Here is a 16,392-nt window from a genome sequence, read left to right as displayed (position 1 = left end):
AAAAAACCGCAAAAGGATGGAAGATTGTTGCTAAACTAACAAAGCATCTCACAGTTTCCCAAATTCATAAACTCACAAATCCCGTTTTTTCAAGATAGCATAGGACCAATAAAGAAAAAGGGCTGTCCACACCAAAACAATTCCTATGGTGAGCATACTTACATTATAATCCTTTGTAAAGTTTTCGCCCAATTGATTAGCGGCAGATTGAACGGCGCCCAACCGTGTAAAAGGTTCTTTGATGAGATTTGACATCGCTTCCAAAGGAAAAAATTGCATAATGGAATCGGCCTTTTCTTTATATAATCTATACTCCAAAATTCCCCAGAGAATTTTTTCGCCTATAAACCAAACAAAAAGAAAACCCAATGCAAAGGCCGAACGTTTCACTAACACACCCAAAAAAAGGCAGAAGGAAAAGAAGGCAACCAATTTTATAAAATAGGCAGCAACGTATTCCATGTCGCTGAAAATAATGCCAACTTCATTATAATCTGAAAAGGAAAATCCTAAAATCAAGGAAACGGCAAATATGAAAATGGTAGATATTATTGAGAAAAGCAGCACCGTCAAAAACTTTGAAAGCACAAATTCTTTTTTACTGAGGCCATCGATTAAATTTTGTTTGAGCGTTCGGTAGCTGTATTCGTTGCTCATCATCGAAACTATGACAATAGCCAAAAACAATTTCAGAATGGCGGCAATGTAGGTGTTGAAATGCCAGATATACGGAAAGTTGAAAATGCCTTGATCGGCCAGTCGAAAATGAAAATCGCCAAAATTAAATTCAATGGAAGCGATTAGCGCAATAAAAGTTATAAGAATAAAATAGATAATGGAAATAACCTTTGCTGCTCGGTTGTAGCGAAGTTTCTGAAGTTCTATGGTTAACAATCGTAGCATTGGTTAATTTTGTTTGGTGAGTTGCAAAAATTGTTCTTCAAGGCTTTCCTTGCGTTTCACGAGATGTGAAATAGAAATGCCTTTTTCAAAAAGAAGTCTGTTCACTTCGGAAGCGTCCATAGGTTCGTTTAGATAAGCAATCAAAAAATCACCTTCGCGTTTTACAATTCCGAAAGCGGGATTTCCTTCCAAGGCATTTTGAAGCAATTCCATGTTTTTACTTTGAAGGGTTATAAAACCGTGGCTGGCGTTCATAGCGTCAACACTGCCGGAATACAAACTCACACCTTTACGAAGAATCACAACGTGGCTGCATACTTTTTCCACTTCGTCCAATAAATGTGAAGCCAATAATATGGTAGTCCCTTTTGAGGCAATAGTTTTTATGATTTCCCGAATCTGATGGATTCCTTGAGGGTCGAGCCCGTTGGTGGGTTCATCGAGAATTAAAATTTCGGGATCATTCAATAATGCCGAAGCGATTGCCAACCGCTGTTTCATTCCCAAGGAATAAGTGCTGAATTTGCTGTCTTTTCTGTCGAGCAATCCAACGAGTTGTAGTTTCTCGCTAATCTTTTGTTCGGAAACCTCTTTTATTTTGCAAACCAATTGTAGGTTTTGAAAAGCCGTCATATACGGGTAAAAGTTGGGGCGTTCAATAATGGCTCCTACTTTTTTTAGCGCGTCATGTGTTGAGGTGTTGCCGTCAAACCATTTGAAATCGCCGGCGGTTTTATTTACAACATTTAGTACAATGCCAAGTGTGGTGCTCTTTCCACTGCCGTTTGGCCCGAGAATTCCGTAAACGTTTCCTTTTTCAATGGTGAATGAAAGATTGTCGACGGCAGTGAGCGAGCCAAATTTTTTGGTGAGATTGGAGATTGTGAGGATATTTTCCACGGAAGTGTTTTTGGATGGTTTCGTTATTTGTTTGACGAATGGGGTTTGGTTTTGTTACATTTTTGATTTTAGGGAATTTCTACCAGCTCTAACCGCTCTTCGCTTTTCGCTCTGGGCTCATGGCTCTTATATCTAATTTAAGAATTTGATAAATCGTATTTCCGTACCTTTACGGTTCAATTTAAAAAATAAAAAAATGCAAAACGGTATTTACGCAAAGATAACCACTGAAAAGGGAGAAATCCTTATAAAACTTACGCACGATAAAACTCCGGGAACGGTTGGAAACTTTGTTGCCTTGGCTGAGGGAAACTTAGAAAATGCAGCAAAACCACAGGGAACAAAATATTATGACGGCCTTAAATTTCACCGTGTGATTCCCGATTTTATGATACAGGGCGGCGATCCAAAAGGAACGGGTTCCGGCGGACCGGGTTACGATTTTGAGGATGAATTCCACCAAGACCTTCGCCACGATACTCCGGGCGTACTTTCTATGGCAAACTCTGGACCGGCAAGCAATGGCAGTCAATTTTTTATCACACATGTTGCCACGCCGTGGTTGGATAATAAACATACCGTTTTTGGAAATGTAGTGGAAGGGCAGGATGTTGTGGATCGTGTTGCGCAGGGCGATACAATGAAAAGTGTTGAGATAATCCGCGTAGGCGAGGAAGCCAAAAAGTGGAATGCTGTGGAGGCTTTTAGAAGTTTTACAGGCGAAAGGGAACAGCGAATTGCCAATATGAAAGCAAAGGAAGAAGCAGAACTTAAAAAAGTTTCGGAAGGATTTGATAGAACCGAAAGCGGACTTCTTTATAAAATTATCCAAAAAGGAAATGGTAAAAAAGCTGAAAAAGGAAAAACCGTTTCGGTGCATTACAAAGGTGCTTTGACTGATGGAACCGAGTTCGATTCGTCATATAAAAGAAAGCAACCCATCGATTTTCCATTAGGCCAAGGCCACGTGATTGAAGGGTGGGATGAAGGCATTCAATTATTGCAAGTGGGTGACAAGGCGCGTTTTGTAATTCCATCGCATTTGGGTTACGGAGAGCGCGGCGCTGGCGGGGTAATTCCTCCAAACGCTACTTTGGTTTTTGATGTTGAATTGATGGATGTGAAATAATTATTAAGTATTGGGAATTAGGAATTAGCGAAAGGGAATAGTGTCTATTTAAAATTTTTAATTAAAGCCTATTTTTCAACGATTCACAGCTCACTAATTCACTTATTCACGGACCCACTAATTCACTAATTCACCAATGGATATAGAAAAACTAAAATACCCAATCGGCAAATTCGATTGTCCTTCAAATATTACCATCGATATACAGCAAGCTTGGATTTCCATTTTGGAACATTTTCCGAATAGGTTGAATAAATTGGTGAGTACGCTTTCAGAAAACCAACTCGATACACCATACAGGCCCGAAGGTTGGACGGTAAGGCAGACAATCCATCACATTTATGACAGTCATCACAATGCTTATAATCGCTATAAGTGGGCATTAACAGAAGCCATCCCCATTATAAAGACATATGATGAAAAAGCCTGGGCAGAAACTGCTGACGCCAAAAACGCTCTGATTGCATTGTCGTTAGCAGCAATAAATTCGTTGCATGCAAAATGGGTTTATTTGATAAAGGGATTATCGCAGGAGCAATTGCTGAAGGAATTTCACCATCCAGACCGCAACCGAAATTATACACTTTTAGAAACCGTGGGAAGTTATGCCTGGCACAGTAACCATCATTATGCGCATATTGAGAATTTGTTGAAACGGCACGGGTGGAAATGATAATTAGCAATTAGCAATAAGCAATTAGTTATGGTCAATAATCACATTGTCACATAAACAATGGAATGATTAAACATATTATTCCTTCCACTTAATGCCGCACCCCATACTTGGTTTTTGGTCTTTTCGCTGCGGATTGTTGTTGAGCACATTGTCCAAAGCTTCGCGAAGGTCGCGGCCGTTTACGGGAATGCCATTTCCGGGACGGGAATTGTCCAATTGGCCACGGTAAATTAATTTTAATTCGGAATCAAAAAGATAGAAATCAGGTGTACATGCCGCATCGTAGGCTTTTGCAATATCTTGGGTTTCATCGAACAAATAGGGGAAGGGATAATTGTTTTTTCGGGCGGTTCGCCACATTTCTGCCGGGGCATCTTCGGGATATTTTATAATATCGTTACTATTTATTGCTACAAATCCAAAACCGGTAACACGATAATCGTTGCAGAGCCGGACAATTTCTTCATTCACGTGTTTTACAAAGGGACAGTGGTTGCAGATAAACATTACCACCGTTCCCTTTTTTCCACGGATGTCCTTTAGTGAAACTGGTTTATTGGTGACGGAATCAACGAGTATAAAATCTGGTGCGTTGGTACCCAATTCGAGCATTTTGGATTCTGTTCTGGCCATTCTATTTTTCTGTATATGGAATAGGTTATAAAGTTACAATTTTTAAGTTATGGGCAGTTCGTTTTGAATCTCGCGAATTGAGAATTGAATATCTTGCCAACCGTTCCTTATTAAAGAATCCATAAAATTTTGCTGTTAAGCATTATCTCTATTAATTTTAAAATCTAAACTAATCCAATATGAAAAATTCCTATTCATCACTATCTGTGGCCATTGAAGATTTGCAGAAGCACGGATATACCGAAGATTTTAATTTAATAGGCGAGGGTGTTGAATCTAAATCACTCAAGAAGCAATGGAAAGCAGGCGAACTGGACGTTGTGAAATTCTACCGCTTTGAAGGAATGACTGATCCGGGAGACAATACCATTCTATATTTAATAGAAACCAATGACGGCCGAAAAGGCTTGCTCGTTGATGCGTATGGAGCCTATCAAGGCGAGATTTCCCCTGAAATGATTAAAAAACTCACCATTCACCATGACGAATAATCTTTCGTGGGAAGATTTCGAAAAAGTGGAGATGCGCGTGGGCACTATTGTTGAAGCCAATGATTTTCCCGAAGCGCGAAATCCTTCCTATCAGCTTTTGATAGATTTTGGAGAAGAAATTGGCCATCGGAAAACTTCGGCACAAATAACTTCACTTTATTCAAAAGAGGAATTGATTGGAAAGCAAGTGGTGGCGGTAGTAAATTTTCCAAAGAAACAAATTGCAAATATTATGAGTGAATGTCTTGTTTTGGGTGCCGTGGAAGGAAAAAATGTTACGCTGTTGCAACCGGAAAAGAAGGTTCAAAATGGATTGCGCATCTCCTAATTAATTCTACTATTTTTACCGAATAAAATCCACTAATATGAAAAAGTTCATCTTTTTACTCTTTATTCCCTTGCTTCTAAATTCCTGTAAGAACAATTCTGAAAAAGGAAATTCCGGCGCTGAAATTATTGCAAAGGAGGAAAAGATTGATAAGTTGCAATGGCTTTTGGGCACATGGATCAACGAAAATGGAGAAGAGTTTTCACAGGAAACTTGGTCGCAGGAAAGCCCTACTACGTTTACGGCATTTAGCTTTACGCAAGTTGGGAAAGAAACAGTTTTTGCCGAAACCATGGCATTGGAACAAAAAGGAGATAGCCTATTGTTAACGGTTGCTACCGCGAATCAAAATGAGAAAAAACCTGTTACATTTAAAATGGTTTCTTCTGAAAAAGGACATTTCACTTTCGAAAATAAAAACCACGATTTCCCCGATAGGATTATATATACAAATCCGGCAAAGGATTCGCTTCACGCTTGGATTGAAGGCACTGTAAACGGCGTGCCTAAAAAGATTGACTTTTCTTTTTCGAGAAAGAACTAACGTTACAGCTCGGCATCCAATGTATCCGTAACCACATAATAGCGCGGGTCTTCAATGGAATCTTCAATTATGGTTTTAAATTCTGGGTTCCATTTTAAAAGAAGTGCCTTACAATCTGGGCTGAGGTGTGTAAGTTTAATTTGTTTCCCGCTGTCAATATATTTATTTGCGATATTTCGAACCGCCTCTACACCGGAATGATCAGAAATTTTAGATTCTATAAAATCAATCTCCACGGAATTCGGATCGGTTGAAATATTAAATTTACTGTTGAAAGCAGTGGTAGAGCCAAAGAATAGCGGCCCCCAGATTTCATAAACTTTCGTTCCATCTTCTTTAATTTGCTTTCGGGCGCGAATCATCGTGGCGCTTTTCCACGCAAAAACAAGTGCGCTCATAATTACTCCCACAAATACGGCTATTGCCAAATCCTGCCAAACGGTTACTGCCGAAACGGTTATTAAAACAATAGCATCTGCAAGAGGAATTTTATTCAAAATCCTAAAACTACTCCACGCAAAGGTGCCGATAACAACCATAAACATTACACCCACTAAAGCTGCAATAGGAATTTGTTCAATTAAAGGCGCGCCAAAAAGCACAAAACACAGCAAAGCTACCGCTGCCACCGTTCCGGAAAGTCTTCCCCTTCCGCCAGAGCTAACATTGATAATTGATTGACCAATCATAGCACAGCCGCCCATTCCCCCGAAAAGACCGTTCAAAATATTTGCGCTTCCCTGCGCAACGCATTCCCGGTTGCCGCTTCCGCGTGTTTCGGTCATTTCATCTATTAAATTCAGGGTCATCAATGATTCTATTAATCCAACAGCCGCCAATAAAAATGCTGTTGAAAAAATTAAATCCCAATGGCCATTTAGAGTATCAATAAAGCCGAAAATCTGTGTTTGGAAAACCGGAAGCGAGCCCTTTAAACCGCTTCCGCCGCCATCTCGAATAAAAGAGCCCACGGTGCTTACATCAAGATTTCCGAAAATAGTAATACAGGCCACAACAATTATAGCAATTAATGCCGCCGGAATTTTTTTGGTGAGCTTTGGCAAACCGAACATAACACCCATGGTTAATGCAACTAACGCAAGCATAATCCATAAATCTGGACCGGTGAGCCATTGTGGAACGGTGCCACGACTTTCTTTAAAGAGTCCCAATTGGGATAGAAATATTACGATGGCAAGTCCATTTACAAATCCCATCATGACAGGATGTGGAATAAGCCGAACGAATTTTCCCAACCTAAAAACCCCAGCCATAATTTGAATGGCGCCAACAAGCAGAAGCGTTATAAAAAGCCATTGTAAACCAAGATATTGTACGGGTTCGGATAAATTTAAACCGACCTCATTTCCCTTTTGTATTAAATGTACCATCACCACAGCCATTGCGCCGGTTGCTCCCGAAATCATACCCGGACGGCCACCAAAAAGCGCTGTTACTATGCCCATAATAAATGCTCCATAAAGCCCAACCAAAGGGTCAATGCCAGCTACAAAAGCAAATGCCACAGCCTCCGGAACGAGCGCCAATGCTACGGTCAACCCAGAGAGAATATCATTTTTAGGGTTTTGGGTAAAGTTTTTGAAAAGGGATAATAACATATTCTTTGCTTAAAAAGCGGCAAAGATAGGTTTTTCAAAATAGAAGAGTTGTGAACTTTATTTGCTGAATTTCACCATCTGCTTTACAAATTTTGTGGCCGTATCGGCATATTCCTTTTCATAAAATTTGAGCAACTCCTTTTTGGGAGTTTTTTCGCCCTTTGAATGCTTTACCGAAAGAACTGTAAGGGAAGAAAACGGTGGAAACAAAAGGCCAATGGCATTGAAGAAGTTTCCGAAATTGGAAATTAGGCTTTCCGCCCCGTCGGAATCACCGGTAACGACCACGCCGGCAACTTTTCCGTCAAAACGTGATTTTTTACCCTCATTTATTTCATCGTGAAGCTCATCAAGTCTTTCAATAACTCGCTGCATTTCGGAGGAATGGACGTTCCACCAAATGGGCGTGGCGAATATAATAATATCTGCCGCTTCCATTTGTTTGAGAATTTTTGGCCAATGGTCGCCTTTGCCCATATCGTTATAGGTTCCTGGCAAGATATTATGCTCTACCAATTTTATTAAAGAACACTCAATATTTTCCTTATCTAGATAATCTATTAAAAATTCGCAAAGGGTTTCGGTATTGGAAATTTCTTCCTTTTTAAGGGTGCCTAAAAGTATAACTGCTTTCATTTTTTTATTGGAAAGTTACATTAAAATGAAGCAAACAGCTATTAGGTTAAGGAAATTTTAGAATTTTAATTACCTCTAATTTGTTTAAATATTTTCCACGAATTAAATTTCAGAATCGCGGTAGCGCAGAGCAATCCTGAAAGCATAGCCCCTGCCACACCTACCAAAGTAATATCCTGCCCGGCTAAATACAAGCCTTTTATTTTGGTTTTTGGGCGTAAGAATGAAAGCGCAAAGCGTTCCGGCGAATGGGCCAGACCATAAATTTCCCCGCTTTTATAATTGGTAAAATTTTCGGTTGAGAGCGGTGTTGAAACTTCGGAAGCAATGATGGTTCCTTCAATCTGCGGATAGAATTCGTAAAGAATTTTTAGCATTTCGGTTTCAAAATTCTTTTTGAGTTGCACATATTCAATGCCGCGCTTCATCCATTTTGAATTTTTATACGCTTCAAACCAGTCCATATTTCCCACGGAAATGGCTTGAATGGTCGCCGTACCGGGGTTTTTTATTTCCCAGTTGGGGTCCTTGGCAGAAGGGAAGGAAATATATGCGAAGTTTCCAGGAGCATTTTCTAAAGTGGCTTCATCAAAAATTTTATCAATTCCGTGGTATTTGTAATACCACAAATTGTGCTTTGGAAGATTTAAAGCTTCGCTGGATTTGTTTAAACCCAAATACAAACAAATATGCGCACTGGCGGGCTGCACATTTTTTAAACTGAACTTGCAAGTTTTTCTATCTTCTTCCGAAAGTAAATAATTAAAAGTATTGTTCACCCCAATATTGCTGATCACATTTTTACACGGAATGAATTTTTCGCCAAGTTTGATTCCCTTTACGCAATTGTTTTCGGTTACAATTTCGGTGACATCAGCATTTATAAAAACCTTCCCACCGTTTGCCGTAAAGACTTCCAAAGTTTTTTCGCAAATCTGGTCGGCGCCACCAACGGGATAATAACCACCTTCCAAAAAATGGCCGATAACCATTGCGTGTGCCCCGAAACTGCTGTTATTTGGTGACAAGCCATAATTGCCACATTGGGCGCACAGCACGGCAATCAATCTTTCATTTTTGGTAATTTCCTGTAAAACTTCCCAAGTGGTTCTTTGGGAATATTTTGAATATCGATCTCTTAAAATCCAACCGAAAACTTTGCTGAGCCAAGTTTCAAATACTTTTTCAAGGAAAAAGGCATTTGCGCGTTTGTTAGTTTTTTCAATGAGTTTTAAATAGGTATGAATTGCATTTTCTTCTTCGGGAAAGTAGGCAATCATTTGCTTTCTGAAATTTTCCTTTCCAGCTTTAAAAACGTATTCAGTGCCGCCGATATTTGCTACATCATATATTTCTCCCATCGATTCCCACTCCAGTTTTCCATTCGTCAAAAAATCGAAGAAACTGCGCAATGAAGAACCTTCAGCCATATTGCCAACGTAATGCACGCCCACATCCCATTGAAAACCGTCCTTTCTTTTAAAACTGTGCGTGAAACCGCCGGGAACGTAATGCCTTTCAAAAATTGCGACCTTTTTTCCGGCTTTGGCGAGCCACGTAGCGACCGTTAAACCACCCATTCCACTACCAACAACAATATGGTCAAGCCCTGAAAAATCAAGATTGGGTTTGTAAGTTTGATAGAGTTTACTGACCATTTTTTGTGTGAATAAAATTACCGATATTTAGGAAAGCGAATAAAAAAACCGGCAACGGTAATGCCCGTGCCGGTTTTTTATTTAAATTATATTTTTTATATATCGTCAAATTCAATATCGGTGAAGTTGCTAGTGTCAGTTTGCCCATTCTCTGAAATTTTTTCAGCAGCCACAGGCACTTCATCGGTTTCTTTTTTGTAGTCTTTTTGGTGGCGCTCACTAATTACTTCTTCACCTTTTTCGTCGATTACGTAATTTATCATTTCATCCAAAGTGTCCTTAAATTCAGCGAAATCCTCTTTGTAAAGATAGATTTTGTGTTTTTTATAATGGTAGGATCCATCATCGTTTGTGAATTTTTTGCTTTCGGTGATTGTGAGATAGAAATCTCCCGCTTTTGTGGACCTTACATCAAAAAAATAAGTGCGTCTTCCTGCGCGCATTACTTTTGAAAAAATTTCCTCTTGCTCCATCGTATATTGGTCGCTCATAATTTTTTGGTTTATTGCTTACGTTTTGCCAAAAATCCAAAAAAAATCCAAATCAGCCAAAGCAAAATTTACATTTCTTTTTCCAAAAGCTGTTTTGCGTACAATTCCTTATAATATCCTTCGGAATTTACCAATTGGTTGTGTGTTCCCTGCTGAATTATTTTTCCGTCCTCCAAAACGATAATCTTGTTGGCATTTTTTGCCGAAGAAATTCGGTGGCTTACGATAATCGTAGTTTTGTCTTTAGAAATTTTATGCAGGTGTTGAAGAATTTCCTCTTCGGTTTCGGTATCAACGGCTGAAAGGCAATCGTCAAAAAGAAGAATTTGTGGGTCTTTGATGATGGCGCGTGCAATGGAAACACGCTGCTTTTGTCCGCCGCTTAACGTAATTCCGCGTTCGCCGAGAATGGTATCATATCCTTTGGTGAAACCGATAATATTTTTGTGCACCGCGGCATTTTTTGCGGCCTCAATTACTTCTTCTTCGGAAGCGTTTTCTTTTCCAAAACGAATATTATTCCGAAGCGTATCGCTGAAAAGAAAAGCATCCTGCGGCACGTAGCCAATACTATTGCGCAGACTGTTGAGGTTAATATTTCTGATTGCGGTACCGTCAATTTTCAGCATTCCTTCCTCCACATCGTACAGCCTTCCTATCAATTCAAGAATGGTAGATTTTCCCGAGCCAGTATTGCCAACTATCGCCAAAGTTTCGCCCGGTTTTACAGTGAACGAAACATCATTCAAAGCTGTAATTCCGGTATCGGGATAAGTAAATGTAAGGTTGTTGAATTCAATATTACCTTGGACAGGAGTTTCTTCCGCAACTAAATTTACAATTGTCGGTTCGGTTTCCAAAAATTCATTAATTCGCTTTTGTGAAGCCTCCGCCTGTTGCACCATCGACGTTACCCAGCCCACTACTGCAACGGGCCAAGTTAGCATGTTCACATAAATCAAAAATTCCACAATCGTCCCAAACTCGGCAATCTGCCCATTTATATAGCGAATACCGCCGATGTAAATTACGAGAATGTTGCTCACGCCAATCAACAGCATCATTAATGGAAAAAACAGCGCTTGCACCTTTGCGAGATCTATGTTTTTCACTTTGCTGCCTTCGGCAAGTTCTTCAAAATTTGCATTGGTTCTGGGCTCAATTCCGTAAGCTTTTATCACTGCAATTCCGCTGAAACTTTCTTGTGTAAACGTGGTGAGTTTTGAAAGGTATTGCTGTACAATGGTAGTTCTATGATTTATTAAAACGCTGAGTTTATAAATTGCAATTGATAGAATGGGTAAGGGGGCGATGGCATATAGCGTTAGGGTGGGCGCCTTGAAAAACATATAGCTGACCACCACAATAAAAAGCGTGACGGTGGTAATACTGTACATTAACGCTGGGCCAACATACATCCGCACTTTGGAAACGTCCTCACTAATCCGGTTCATCAAATCGCCGGTACGGTTTTGCTTGTAGAAGCCGAGCGAGAGCTTCTCATAATGTTGGAAGATTTCGTTTTTTAGATCATATTCCACATAACGGGAAACTACGATGAAAGTCTGTCGCATCATAAAGGTGAAAAAAGCAGAAAGCAATGCCGCTCCCAAAAGCAATAATATATTAATAAGAAGCTGGTGCTTAACAAATGAAAGGTCCGAAATTTCACCATTCATATACTGTTTTACAACCGTAACGGAGTCGCCAATTTTCATTGGGACTACCAACTTAAAAACCGTGGCAACAATTGTTATAAAAACCCCAAGCAGTAGACGACCTTTGTATTTCAAAAAATATTTGTTGAGATATTTTAATGCTTTCATCTATATTTTTCTGTTGGTTTTAAACAATTTTAAATTACTATACTATTGAACTTTAGCCTTCAACGGAGCGCCTATTGCGATTTTAAAAATTCTTAAATTATCCACCAATGCTTTGTGTTATTGACAACAATAAGTTATTTTTGCACCGCCTTTTTAAAGGATAAACAAAATAATTAAAAAGCTATGGTAACTGAGGTAATTGATACAAACGAACTTCATAAAATGGATCCGGTTTTCGGGCAAATGTCCTTTGATAATCACGAGCAAATCGTTTTTTGCAATGACAAAGATACTGGTTTAAAAGCAATAATTGGGATTCATAATACGGTTTTGGGTCCGGCTTTGGGAGGAACCCGAATGTGGAATTACACCAGCGAATGGGAAGCTTTAAATGATGTTCTGCGCCTTTCACGAGGAATGACATATAAGAGTGCCATAACGGGTCTTAACCTTGGCGGGGGAAAAGCTGTGTTGATAGGAGACGCCAAAACGCAAAAAACCCCGGAATTGATGTTGAAGTTTGGAGAATTCGTTAATTCCTTGGGCGGAAAATACATAACAGCTGAAGACGTTGGAATGGCCACGGCCGATATGGATTTGGTGAAAACCGTAACACCATACGTTACCGGAATTTCAGAGTCCAAAGGAGGTGCGGGTAACCCTTCACCCGTTACTGCATATGGCGTTTTTATGGGAATGAAAGCCGCAGCGAAATATAAATTCGGAAGCGATGTGCTTGAGGATAAAACTATTTATGTTCAAGGAATTGGAAACGTTGGCGAAGCTTTGGTGGAATATTTGAGCAATGAAGGCGCCAAAGTATATATTTCAGACATTAACCAAGATCGGTTGGAAGAAGTTCGCGATAAGTATGGTGTGGAAATTTATGGCGGGAGCAATCTATACGCCGAAAAAATGGATATTTATGCCCCATGCGCTTTGGGAGCTACCGTTAATGATTTCACCATAAATCAACTAACCACAAGCATTATTGCCGGTGCGGCCAACAATCAATTAGCTGAGGAGCAAAAACACGGTAAAATGCTTCGAGATAAAGGTATCGTTTATGCCCCCGATTTTTTAATAAACGCCGGAGGAATTATAAACGTTTATGCTGAACTTGAAAATTATGACCGAAAGGAAATAATGCGCAAGACCGAAAACATTTACAATACCACCTTGGAAATTTTGAAAAAAGCTGATAAGGAAGACATAACAACTTATCAGGCGGCATTCAATGTGGCACAGGCCAGAATTGATGCAAGAAAAAGCCAAAAATAAATTTCCTCTTTTATAAAATACTATCTTTGCGGCGCACAAGAATTTTCTTGTGCGTTGTTCCTTTAAATCAGTTCTTTCATAGAAAAATATGCTTACAAGAAGACATATCCGAGTAAAAGTGTTACAGTCCGTTTATGCCTATAACCAACGCGTAAACCCCGATATTGATTCGCAGGAAAAATTTCTGCTTCACAGTATAGACCAAATGCTGGACCTATATTTATTGCTTTTGCAATTTTTGGTATCACTTCAGGAACAAGCGGATAATTATCTTTTAATATCACAGAAAAAACATCTTGCCACTGCTTCAGAAAAAAATCCGAGCCGCACTTTTGTGGACAATAAGTTAATACGGCTAATTGGCAACAACACCATCTTTAAGGATGTTATAAACAAGAAAAAACTTGATTATTGGGCGCTGGACGGGGAATACGTAAACATCATATTTAAGGAATTGCGCCAACAGCAATGGTATGATTTCTATCTTTCCAAAAAGGAAACCACTTTTAAGGAAGACCAAGAATTCGTTCTTAAGGTGTTTAAAGAAATTATCGCCCCCAATGAAAAGTTATACGATTATTTAGAAGACAAGCGGTTGACGTGGGTTGATGACTTTCCCATTGTAAACACTGCCATCGTTAAAATGCTCGACAAATTAAATGAAAAAAACGCCGCCACACTTTTGGTTCCCAACCTTTATAAAAATGAAGAAGATCGTGAGTACGCACTGCAGCTTTTCAGAAAAGTTATTTTGAACGAGGACAAACTCAATGCACAGATTGAAGGAAAAACCCCTAATTGGGACCAAGAGCGCATTGCCGATGTAGATTTAATAATCCTTAAAATGGGCATTGCCGAATTCCTTTATTTCCCATCCATTCCCGTAAGGGCTACAATTAATGAATATCTGGAAGTTTCCAAAGAATATTCCACTCCCAAAAGCAGCATCTTTGTAAACGGAATTTTGGACAAGATTGTGAAGGAATTTGAAGAGGAGGGCAAACTGAATAAAATTGGCCGTGGCCTTCAGTAAAAATAAAAAAATACCTATTTTTGGCCTGCTAAAAACATAAAATATAATTATCATGAAAAAATCAGTATTAATAGTAGCAATACTATCTGTTTTTGCCTTTGCATCTTGTAAAGACAATGCCGCAGACAAAGTAAATGAAGAAAACGTTGCCACTGCGGAAGCACGCGATGCAGAATCGGGCAAATTTCCAGCAATCACTTTTGAGGAAGATGTATTCGATTTCGGAACTATTGACCAAGGAACAAACGTAGAGCACTTATTTAAATTTAAAAACACTGGCGAAGCTCCTTTAATGATTGTAAACGCCAAAAGTAGCTGTGGTTGTACAGTGCCGGAATACACTAAGGAGCCAATTGCCCCAGGTGCAGAAGGACAGTTGTTGGTAAAATTTAACGGTAGTGGTCAAAATCAAGTTAGCAAGACTGTAACGCTTACAACAAACACAAAAGCTGGTGTGGAAACACTTACAATTAAGGCTTTTGTAAATCCGAAAGCTGGTGCGTCTGCCACTCCCATAAAAACTCCAACCACTAAATAATATTTAGAATTCCCAAATAATTGCTATGGATCAAATTCAAAGTTTTTTACCGATAATTTTATTGTTTCTGGTAATGTATCTATTCTTGATACGCCCACAAATGAAAAAAGCCAAACAAGAGAAACAGTTTGCCGCCCAACTGAAAAAAGGCGACAAAGTAATAACCTTGGGTGGCATTCACGGTAAAATTTCAGAATTGTATGATGATGGAACTTGCGTAATTGAGTGTGGCGCCGGAAAAATAAAGTTTGAAAGGGCAGCTATTTCAATGGAAAAAACCGCAAAATTGAATGCTCCGGTAAAAGAGAAAAAGTAGCAGTAAAAAGGAAATAATATAAAGCACCAACTTCCAATTTTTATTTGGAATTTGGTGCTTTTTTTTAAATAGTTAGCTAGGATTTTTGGATACTTTACCTTTATTCTTCTTCCATTTTAAATTTGGAAATATCCTGTGCGGTCAATTGCGCGATATTCACGATTACTTCCACCGCTTTTTGCATACTTTCCACGGGTACATATTCATACCTTCCGTGAAAGTTGTGCCCACCCGCAAAAATATTTGGGCAAGGCAATCCCATAAAACTCAACTGTGAGCCGTCCGTTCCACCCCGAATTGGTTTTATTATTGGCTCGATGCCTGCTTGCTCCATAGCCTGTTTGGCAATTTTCACAATATGCATTACCGGCTCAATTTTTTCGCGCATATTGAAATATTGATCTTTTATTTCAACGGTAATAATTTCCATTTCAAACTGCTCATTCAATTCATCGGCAAGTTTTTGCATCATTTCCTTTCGTGCCTCAAAATGTTTTTTGTCATGGTCGCGAATAATGTACTCTAATTTAGTCTCATCAACTGTCCCCTTAATATTGTGCAAATGAAAAAATCCTTCGCGGCCTTCGGTGTGTTCGGGGGTTTCGAGCCTTGGCAGTGAATTGATGTAATCCGTAGCAATGTACATACTATTCACCATTTTTCCTTTCGCATAACCGGGATGCACAATTTTTCCCTGGATGGTGACAACAGCGCCTGCGGCATTGAAATTTTCAAATTCAAGTTCGCCCACTTGGCTTCCGTCCATGGTGTAAGCCCAATCTGCCCCGAATTTCTTCACATCAAATTTATGCGCGCCACGGCCAATTTCCTCATCGGGCGTGAAGCCAACGCGGATTTTTCCGTGTTTTATTTCGGGATGGTTTAATAAATATTCCATCGCCGAAACAATTTCTGTGATTCCTGCTTTATCATCGGCTCCCAAAAGTGTTGTGCCGTCGGTGGTAATTAAAGTTTGCCCTTTGTACAGCAACAAATCCTCAAAATAATCTGGCGAAAGAACGATATTTTTTTCTGCATTTAAAACTATTTCCTTTCCATTGTAGTTCTCAACAATTTGCGGTTTCACGTTAGCCCCGGTAAAATCCGGCGAAGTATCAAAATGGGAAACAAAGCCTAACACCGGTACGTGATGCGGAACATTGGAGGGCAGCGTGGCCATGATGTATGCATTTTCATCAATGCTTACGTCTTCCATTCCTATCTGTTTCAGCTCTTCGGCTAGTAAGTTTGCGAGGTCCCACTGCTTTTTCGTGCTTGGGGTAGTATTGCTGTTTGGATCACTTTCGGTGTCAATGGTAACGTATTTTTTGAAACGTTCAATAAGGTGTATTTTTTCAATCATAACTTTTCTTTTACGTTGCAAAATAAC

General features: G+C 39.4%; 18 protein-coding genes. 9 read left to right on the top strand and 9 right to left on the bottom strand.

What is annotated here, in order from left to right; genetic code table 11:
* Positions 1–72 precede the first annotated feature (72 nt).
* Positions 73–903: an ABC transporter permease gene (locus tag QRD02_RS11100; RefSeq protein WP_290255023.1), complete on the bottom strand. Its 831-nt coding sequence runs from the start codon at positions 901–903 to the stop codon at positions 73–75.
* A gap of 3 nt (positions 904–906) precedes the next feature.
* The gene (locus QRD02_RS11095) at positions 907–1,803 is read right to left on the bottom strand and encodes an ABC transporter ATP-binding protein (protein ID WP_290255022.1); all 897 of its coding nucleotides are present in this window, start codon (positions 1,801–1,803) and stop codon (positions 907–909) included.
* Positions 1,804–1,999: 196 nt separating this feature from the next.
* Here QRD02_RS11095 and QRD02_RS11090 point away from each other — a divergent pair, with 196 nt between their 5' ends.
* Entirely contained in the window at positions 2,000–2,932 is a 933-nt protein-coding gene (locus QRD02_RS11090) for a peptidylprolyl isomerase (RefSeq protein WP_290255021.1), read from the top strand.
* A 136-nt stretch (positions 2,933–3,068) separates the two neighbouring features.
* On the top strand, positions 3,069–3,605 hold the full coding sequence (locus tag QRD02_RS11085; RefSeq protein ID WP_290255020.1) for a YfiT family bacillithiol transferase: 537 nt from the start codon (positions 3,069–3,071) through the stop codon (positions 3,603–3,605).
* 78 nt (positions 3,606–3,683) lie between these two features.
* Here the strand turns inward: QRD02_RS11085 and QRD02_RS11080 are convergent, their stop codons facing one another.
* Complete coding sequence (locus QRD02_RS11080) at positions 3,684–4,241, bottom strand: thioredoxin family protein (protein ID WP_290255019.1); 558 nt, start codon at positions 4,239–4,241, stop codon at positions 3,684–3,686.
* 179 nt (positions 4,242–4,420) lie between these two features.
* Between QRD02_RS11080 and QRD02_RS11075 the strand changes: the two genes are divergently transcribed.
* Genes QRD02_RS11075 through QRD02_RS11065 form a run of 3 tightly spaced genes read left to right on the top strand, consistent with a single transcriptional unit; the run spans position 4,421 to position 5,604 of the window.
* Entirely contained in the window at positions 4,421–4,732 is a 312-nt protein-coding gene (locus QRD02_RS11075) for a phosphoribosylpyrophosphate synthetase (protein WP_290255018.1), read from the top strand.
* A complete protein-coding gene (locus QRD02_RS11070; RefSeq protein ID WP_290255017.1) occupies positions 4,722–5,060 on the top strand; it encodes a tRNA-binding protein in 339 nt (112 codons plus the stop codon). Before QRD02_RS11075 ends, QRD02_RS11070 begins: the two co-directional genes overlap by 11 nt.
* A gap of 37 nt (positions 5,061–5,097) precedes the next feature.
* Positions 5,098–5,604, top strand: coding sequence for a DUF6265 family protein (locus QRD02_RS11065; protein ID WP_290255016.1), 507 nt, complete (start codon positions 5,098–5,100; stop codon positions 5,602–5,604).
* Between the two features lie 2 nt (positions 5,605–5,606).
* On the opposite strand, the gene QRD02_RS11060 is transcribed toward QRD02_RS11065, so the two are convergent.
* From QRD02_RS11060 to QRD02_RS11040, 5 genes are all read right to left on the bottom strand, one after another.
* Complete coding sequence (locus QRD02_RS11060) at positions 5,607–7,223, bottom strand: SulP family inorganic anion transporter (RefSeq protein ID WP_290255015.1); 1,617 nt, start codon at positions 7,221–7,223, stop codon at positions 5,607–5,609.
* A gap of 57 nt (positions 7,224–7,280) precedes the next feature.
* The gene (locus tag QRD02_RS11055) at positions 7,281–7,859 is read right to left on the bottom strand and encodes a flavodoxin family protein (protein ID WP_290255014.1); all 579 of its coding nucleotides are present in this window, start codon (positions 7,857–7,859) and stop codon (positions 7,281–7,283) included.
* A gap of 65 nt (positions 7,860–7,924) precedes the next feature.
* Positions 7,925–9,517: a phytoene desaturase family protein gene (locus QRD02_RS11050; protein WP_290255013.1), complete on the bottom strand. Its 1,593-nt coding sequence runs from the start codon at positions 9,515–9,517 to the stop codon at positions 7,925–7,927.
* Between the two features lie 95 nt (positions 9,518–9,612).
* On the bottom strand, positions 9,613–10,008 hold the full coding sequence (locus tag QRD02_RS11045) for a PUR family DNA/RNA-binding protein (protein ID WP_290255012.1): 396 nt from the start codon (positions 10,006–10,008) through the stop codon (positions 9,613–9,615).
* Between the two features lie 68 nt (positions 10,009–10,076).
* Positions 10,077–11,834, bottom strand: a complete 1,758-nt coding sequence (locus QRD02_RS11040) for an ABC transporter ATP-binding protein (protein WP_290255011.1) — start codon at positions 11,832–11,834, stop codon at positions 10,077–10,079.
* A 183-nt stretch (positions 11,835–12,017) separates the two neighbouring features.
* On the opposite strand from QRD02_RS11040, the gene QRD02_RS11035 reads away from it, so the two are divergent.
* The 4 genes from QRD02_RS11035 to yajC all read left to right on the top strand — a co-directional run bounded on the left by QRD02_RS11035 (position 12,018) and on the right by yajC (position 15,002).
* A complete protein-coding gene (locus QRD02_RS11035) occupies positions 12,018–13,115 on the top strand; it encodes a Glu/Leu/Phe/Val family dehydrogenase (protein WP_290255010.1) in 1,098 nt (365 codons plus the stop codon).
* 88 nt (positions 13,116–13,203) lie between these two features.
* Positions 13,204–14,148 carry a transcription antitermination factor NusB gene (nusB, locus tag QRD02_RS11030; protein ID WP_290255009.1) on the top strand — a complete coding sequence of 315 codons (945 nt, stop codon included), beginning with the start codon at positions 13,204–13,206 and terminating at the stop codon, positions 14,146–14,148.
* A 52-nt stretch (positions 14,149–14,200) separates the two neighbouring features.
* The gene (locus QRD02_RS11025; protein ID WP_290255008.1) at positions 14,201–14,686 is read left to right on the top strand and encodes a DUF1573 domain-containing protein; all 486 of its coding nucleotides are present in this window, start codon (positions 14,201–14,203) and stop codon (positions 14,684–14,686) included.
* A 25-nt stretch (positions 14,687–14,711) separates the two neighbouring features.
* Positions 14,712–15,002: a preprotein translocase subunit YajC gene (gene yajC / locus QRD02_RS11020; RefSeq protein ID WP_290255007.1), complete on the top strand. Its 291-nt coding sequence runs from the start codon at positions 14,712–14,714 to the stop codon at positions 15,000–15,002.
* 100 nt (positions 15,003–15,102) lie between these two features.
* Here yajC and pepT read toward each other — a convergent pair whose 3' ends face one another.
* A complete protein-coding gene (pepT, locus tag QRD02_RS11015; protein WP_290255006.1) occupies positions 15,103–16,365 on the bottom strand; it encodes a peptidase T in 1,263 nt (420 codons plus the stop codon).
* Between the last annotated feature and the right edge of the window lie 27 nt (positions 16,366–16,392).

Source organism: Aequorivita aurantiaca, from assembly GCF_030410135.1.
In the GTDB taxonomy this organism is placed as follows: Bacteria; Bacteroidota; Bacteroidia; order Flavobacteriales; family Flavobacteriaceae; genus Aequorivita; species Aequorivita aurantiaca.
The sequence above is the reverse complement of the archived record's forward strand: the minus strand, read 5'-3'. Positions and strand labels throughout refer to the sequence as shown.

Excerpts from the sequence above, each read along its gene's own strand:
- QRD02_RS11060 (WP_290255015.1), bottom strand. The coding sequence starts at position 7,223 with ATGTTATTATCCCTTTTCAAAAACTTTACCCAAAACCCTAAAAATGAT.
- QRD02_RS11075 (WP_290255018.1), top strand. The coding sequence starts at position 4,421 with ATGAAAAATTCCTATTCATCACTATCTGTGGCCATTGAAGATTTGCAG.
- QRD02_RS11100 (WP_290255023.1), bottom strand. The coding sequence starts at position 903 with ATGCTACGATTGTTAACCATAGAACTTCAGAAACTTCGCTACAACCGA.
- QRD02_RS11070 (WP_290255017.1), top strand. The coding sequence starts at position 4,722 with ATGACGAATAATCTTTCGTGGGAAGATTTCGAAAAAGTGGAGATGCGC.
- QRD02_RS11035 (WP_290255010.1), top strand. The coding sequence starts at position 12,018 with ATGGTAACTGAGGTAATTGATACAAACGAACTTCATAAAATGGATCCG.
- QRD02_RS11055 (WP_290255014.1), bottom strand. The coding sequence starts at position 7,859 with ATGAAAGCAGTTATACTTTTAGGCACCCTTAAAAAGGAAGAAATTTCC.
- QRD02_RS11025 (WP_290255008.1), top strand. The coding sequence starts at position 14,201 with ATGAAAAAATCAGTATTAATAGTAGCAATACTATCTGTTTTTGCCTTT.
- QRD02_RS11040 (WP_290255011.1), bottom strand. The coding sequence starts at position 11,834 with ATGAAAGCATTAAAATATCTCAACAAATATTTTTTGAAATACAAAGGT.
- QRD02_RS11080 (WP_290255019.1), bottom strand. The coding sequence starts at position 4,241 with ATGGCCAGAACAGAATCCAAAATGCTCGAATTGGGTACCAACGCACCA.
- nusB (WP_290255009.1), top strand. The coding sequence starts at position 13,204 with ATGCTTACAAGAAGACATATCCGAGTAAAAGTGTTACAGTCCGTTTAT.
- pepT (WP_290255006.1), bottom strand. The coding sequence starts at position 16,365 with ATGATTGAAAAAATACACCTTATTGAACGTTTCAAAAAATACGTTACC.
- yajC (WP_290255007.1), top strand. The coding sequence starts at position 14,712 with ATGGATCAAATTCAAAGTTTTTTACCGATAATTTTATTGTTTCTGGTA.
- QRD02_RS11090 (WP_290255021.1), top strand. The coding sequence starts at position 2,000 with ATGCAAAACGGTATTTACGCAAAGATAACCACTGAAAAGGGAGAAATC.
- QRD02_RS11045 (WP_290255012.1), bottom strand. The coding sequence starts at position 10,008 with ATGAGCGACCAATATACGATGGAGCAAGAGGAAATTTTTTCAAAAGTA.
- QRD02_RS11050 (WP_290255013.1), bottom strand. The coding sequence starts at position 9,517 with ATGGTCAGTAAACTCTATCAAACTTACAAACCCAATCTTGATTTTTCA.
- QRD02_RS11065 (WP_290255016.1), top strand. The coding sequence starts at position 5,098 with ATGAAAAAGTTCATCTTTTTACTCTTTATTCCCTTGCTTCTAAATTCC.
- QRD02_RS11085 (WP_290255020.1), top strand. The coding sequence starts at position 3,069 with ATGGATATAGAAAAACTAAAATACCCAATCGGCAAATTCGATTGTCCT.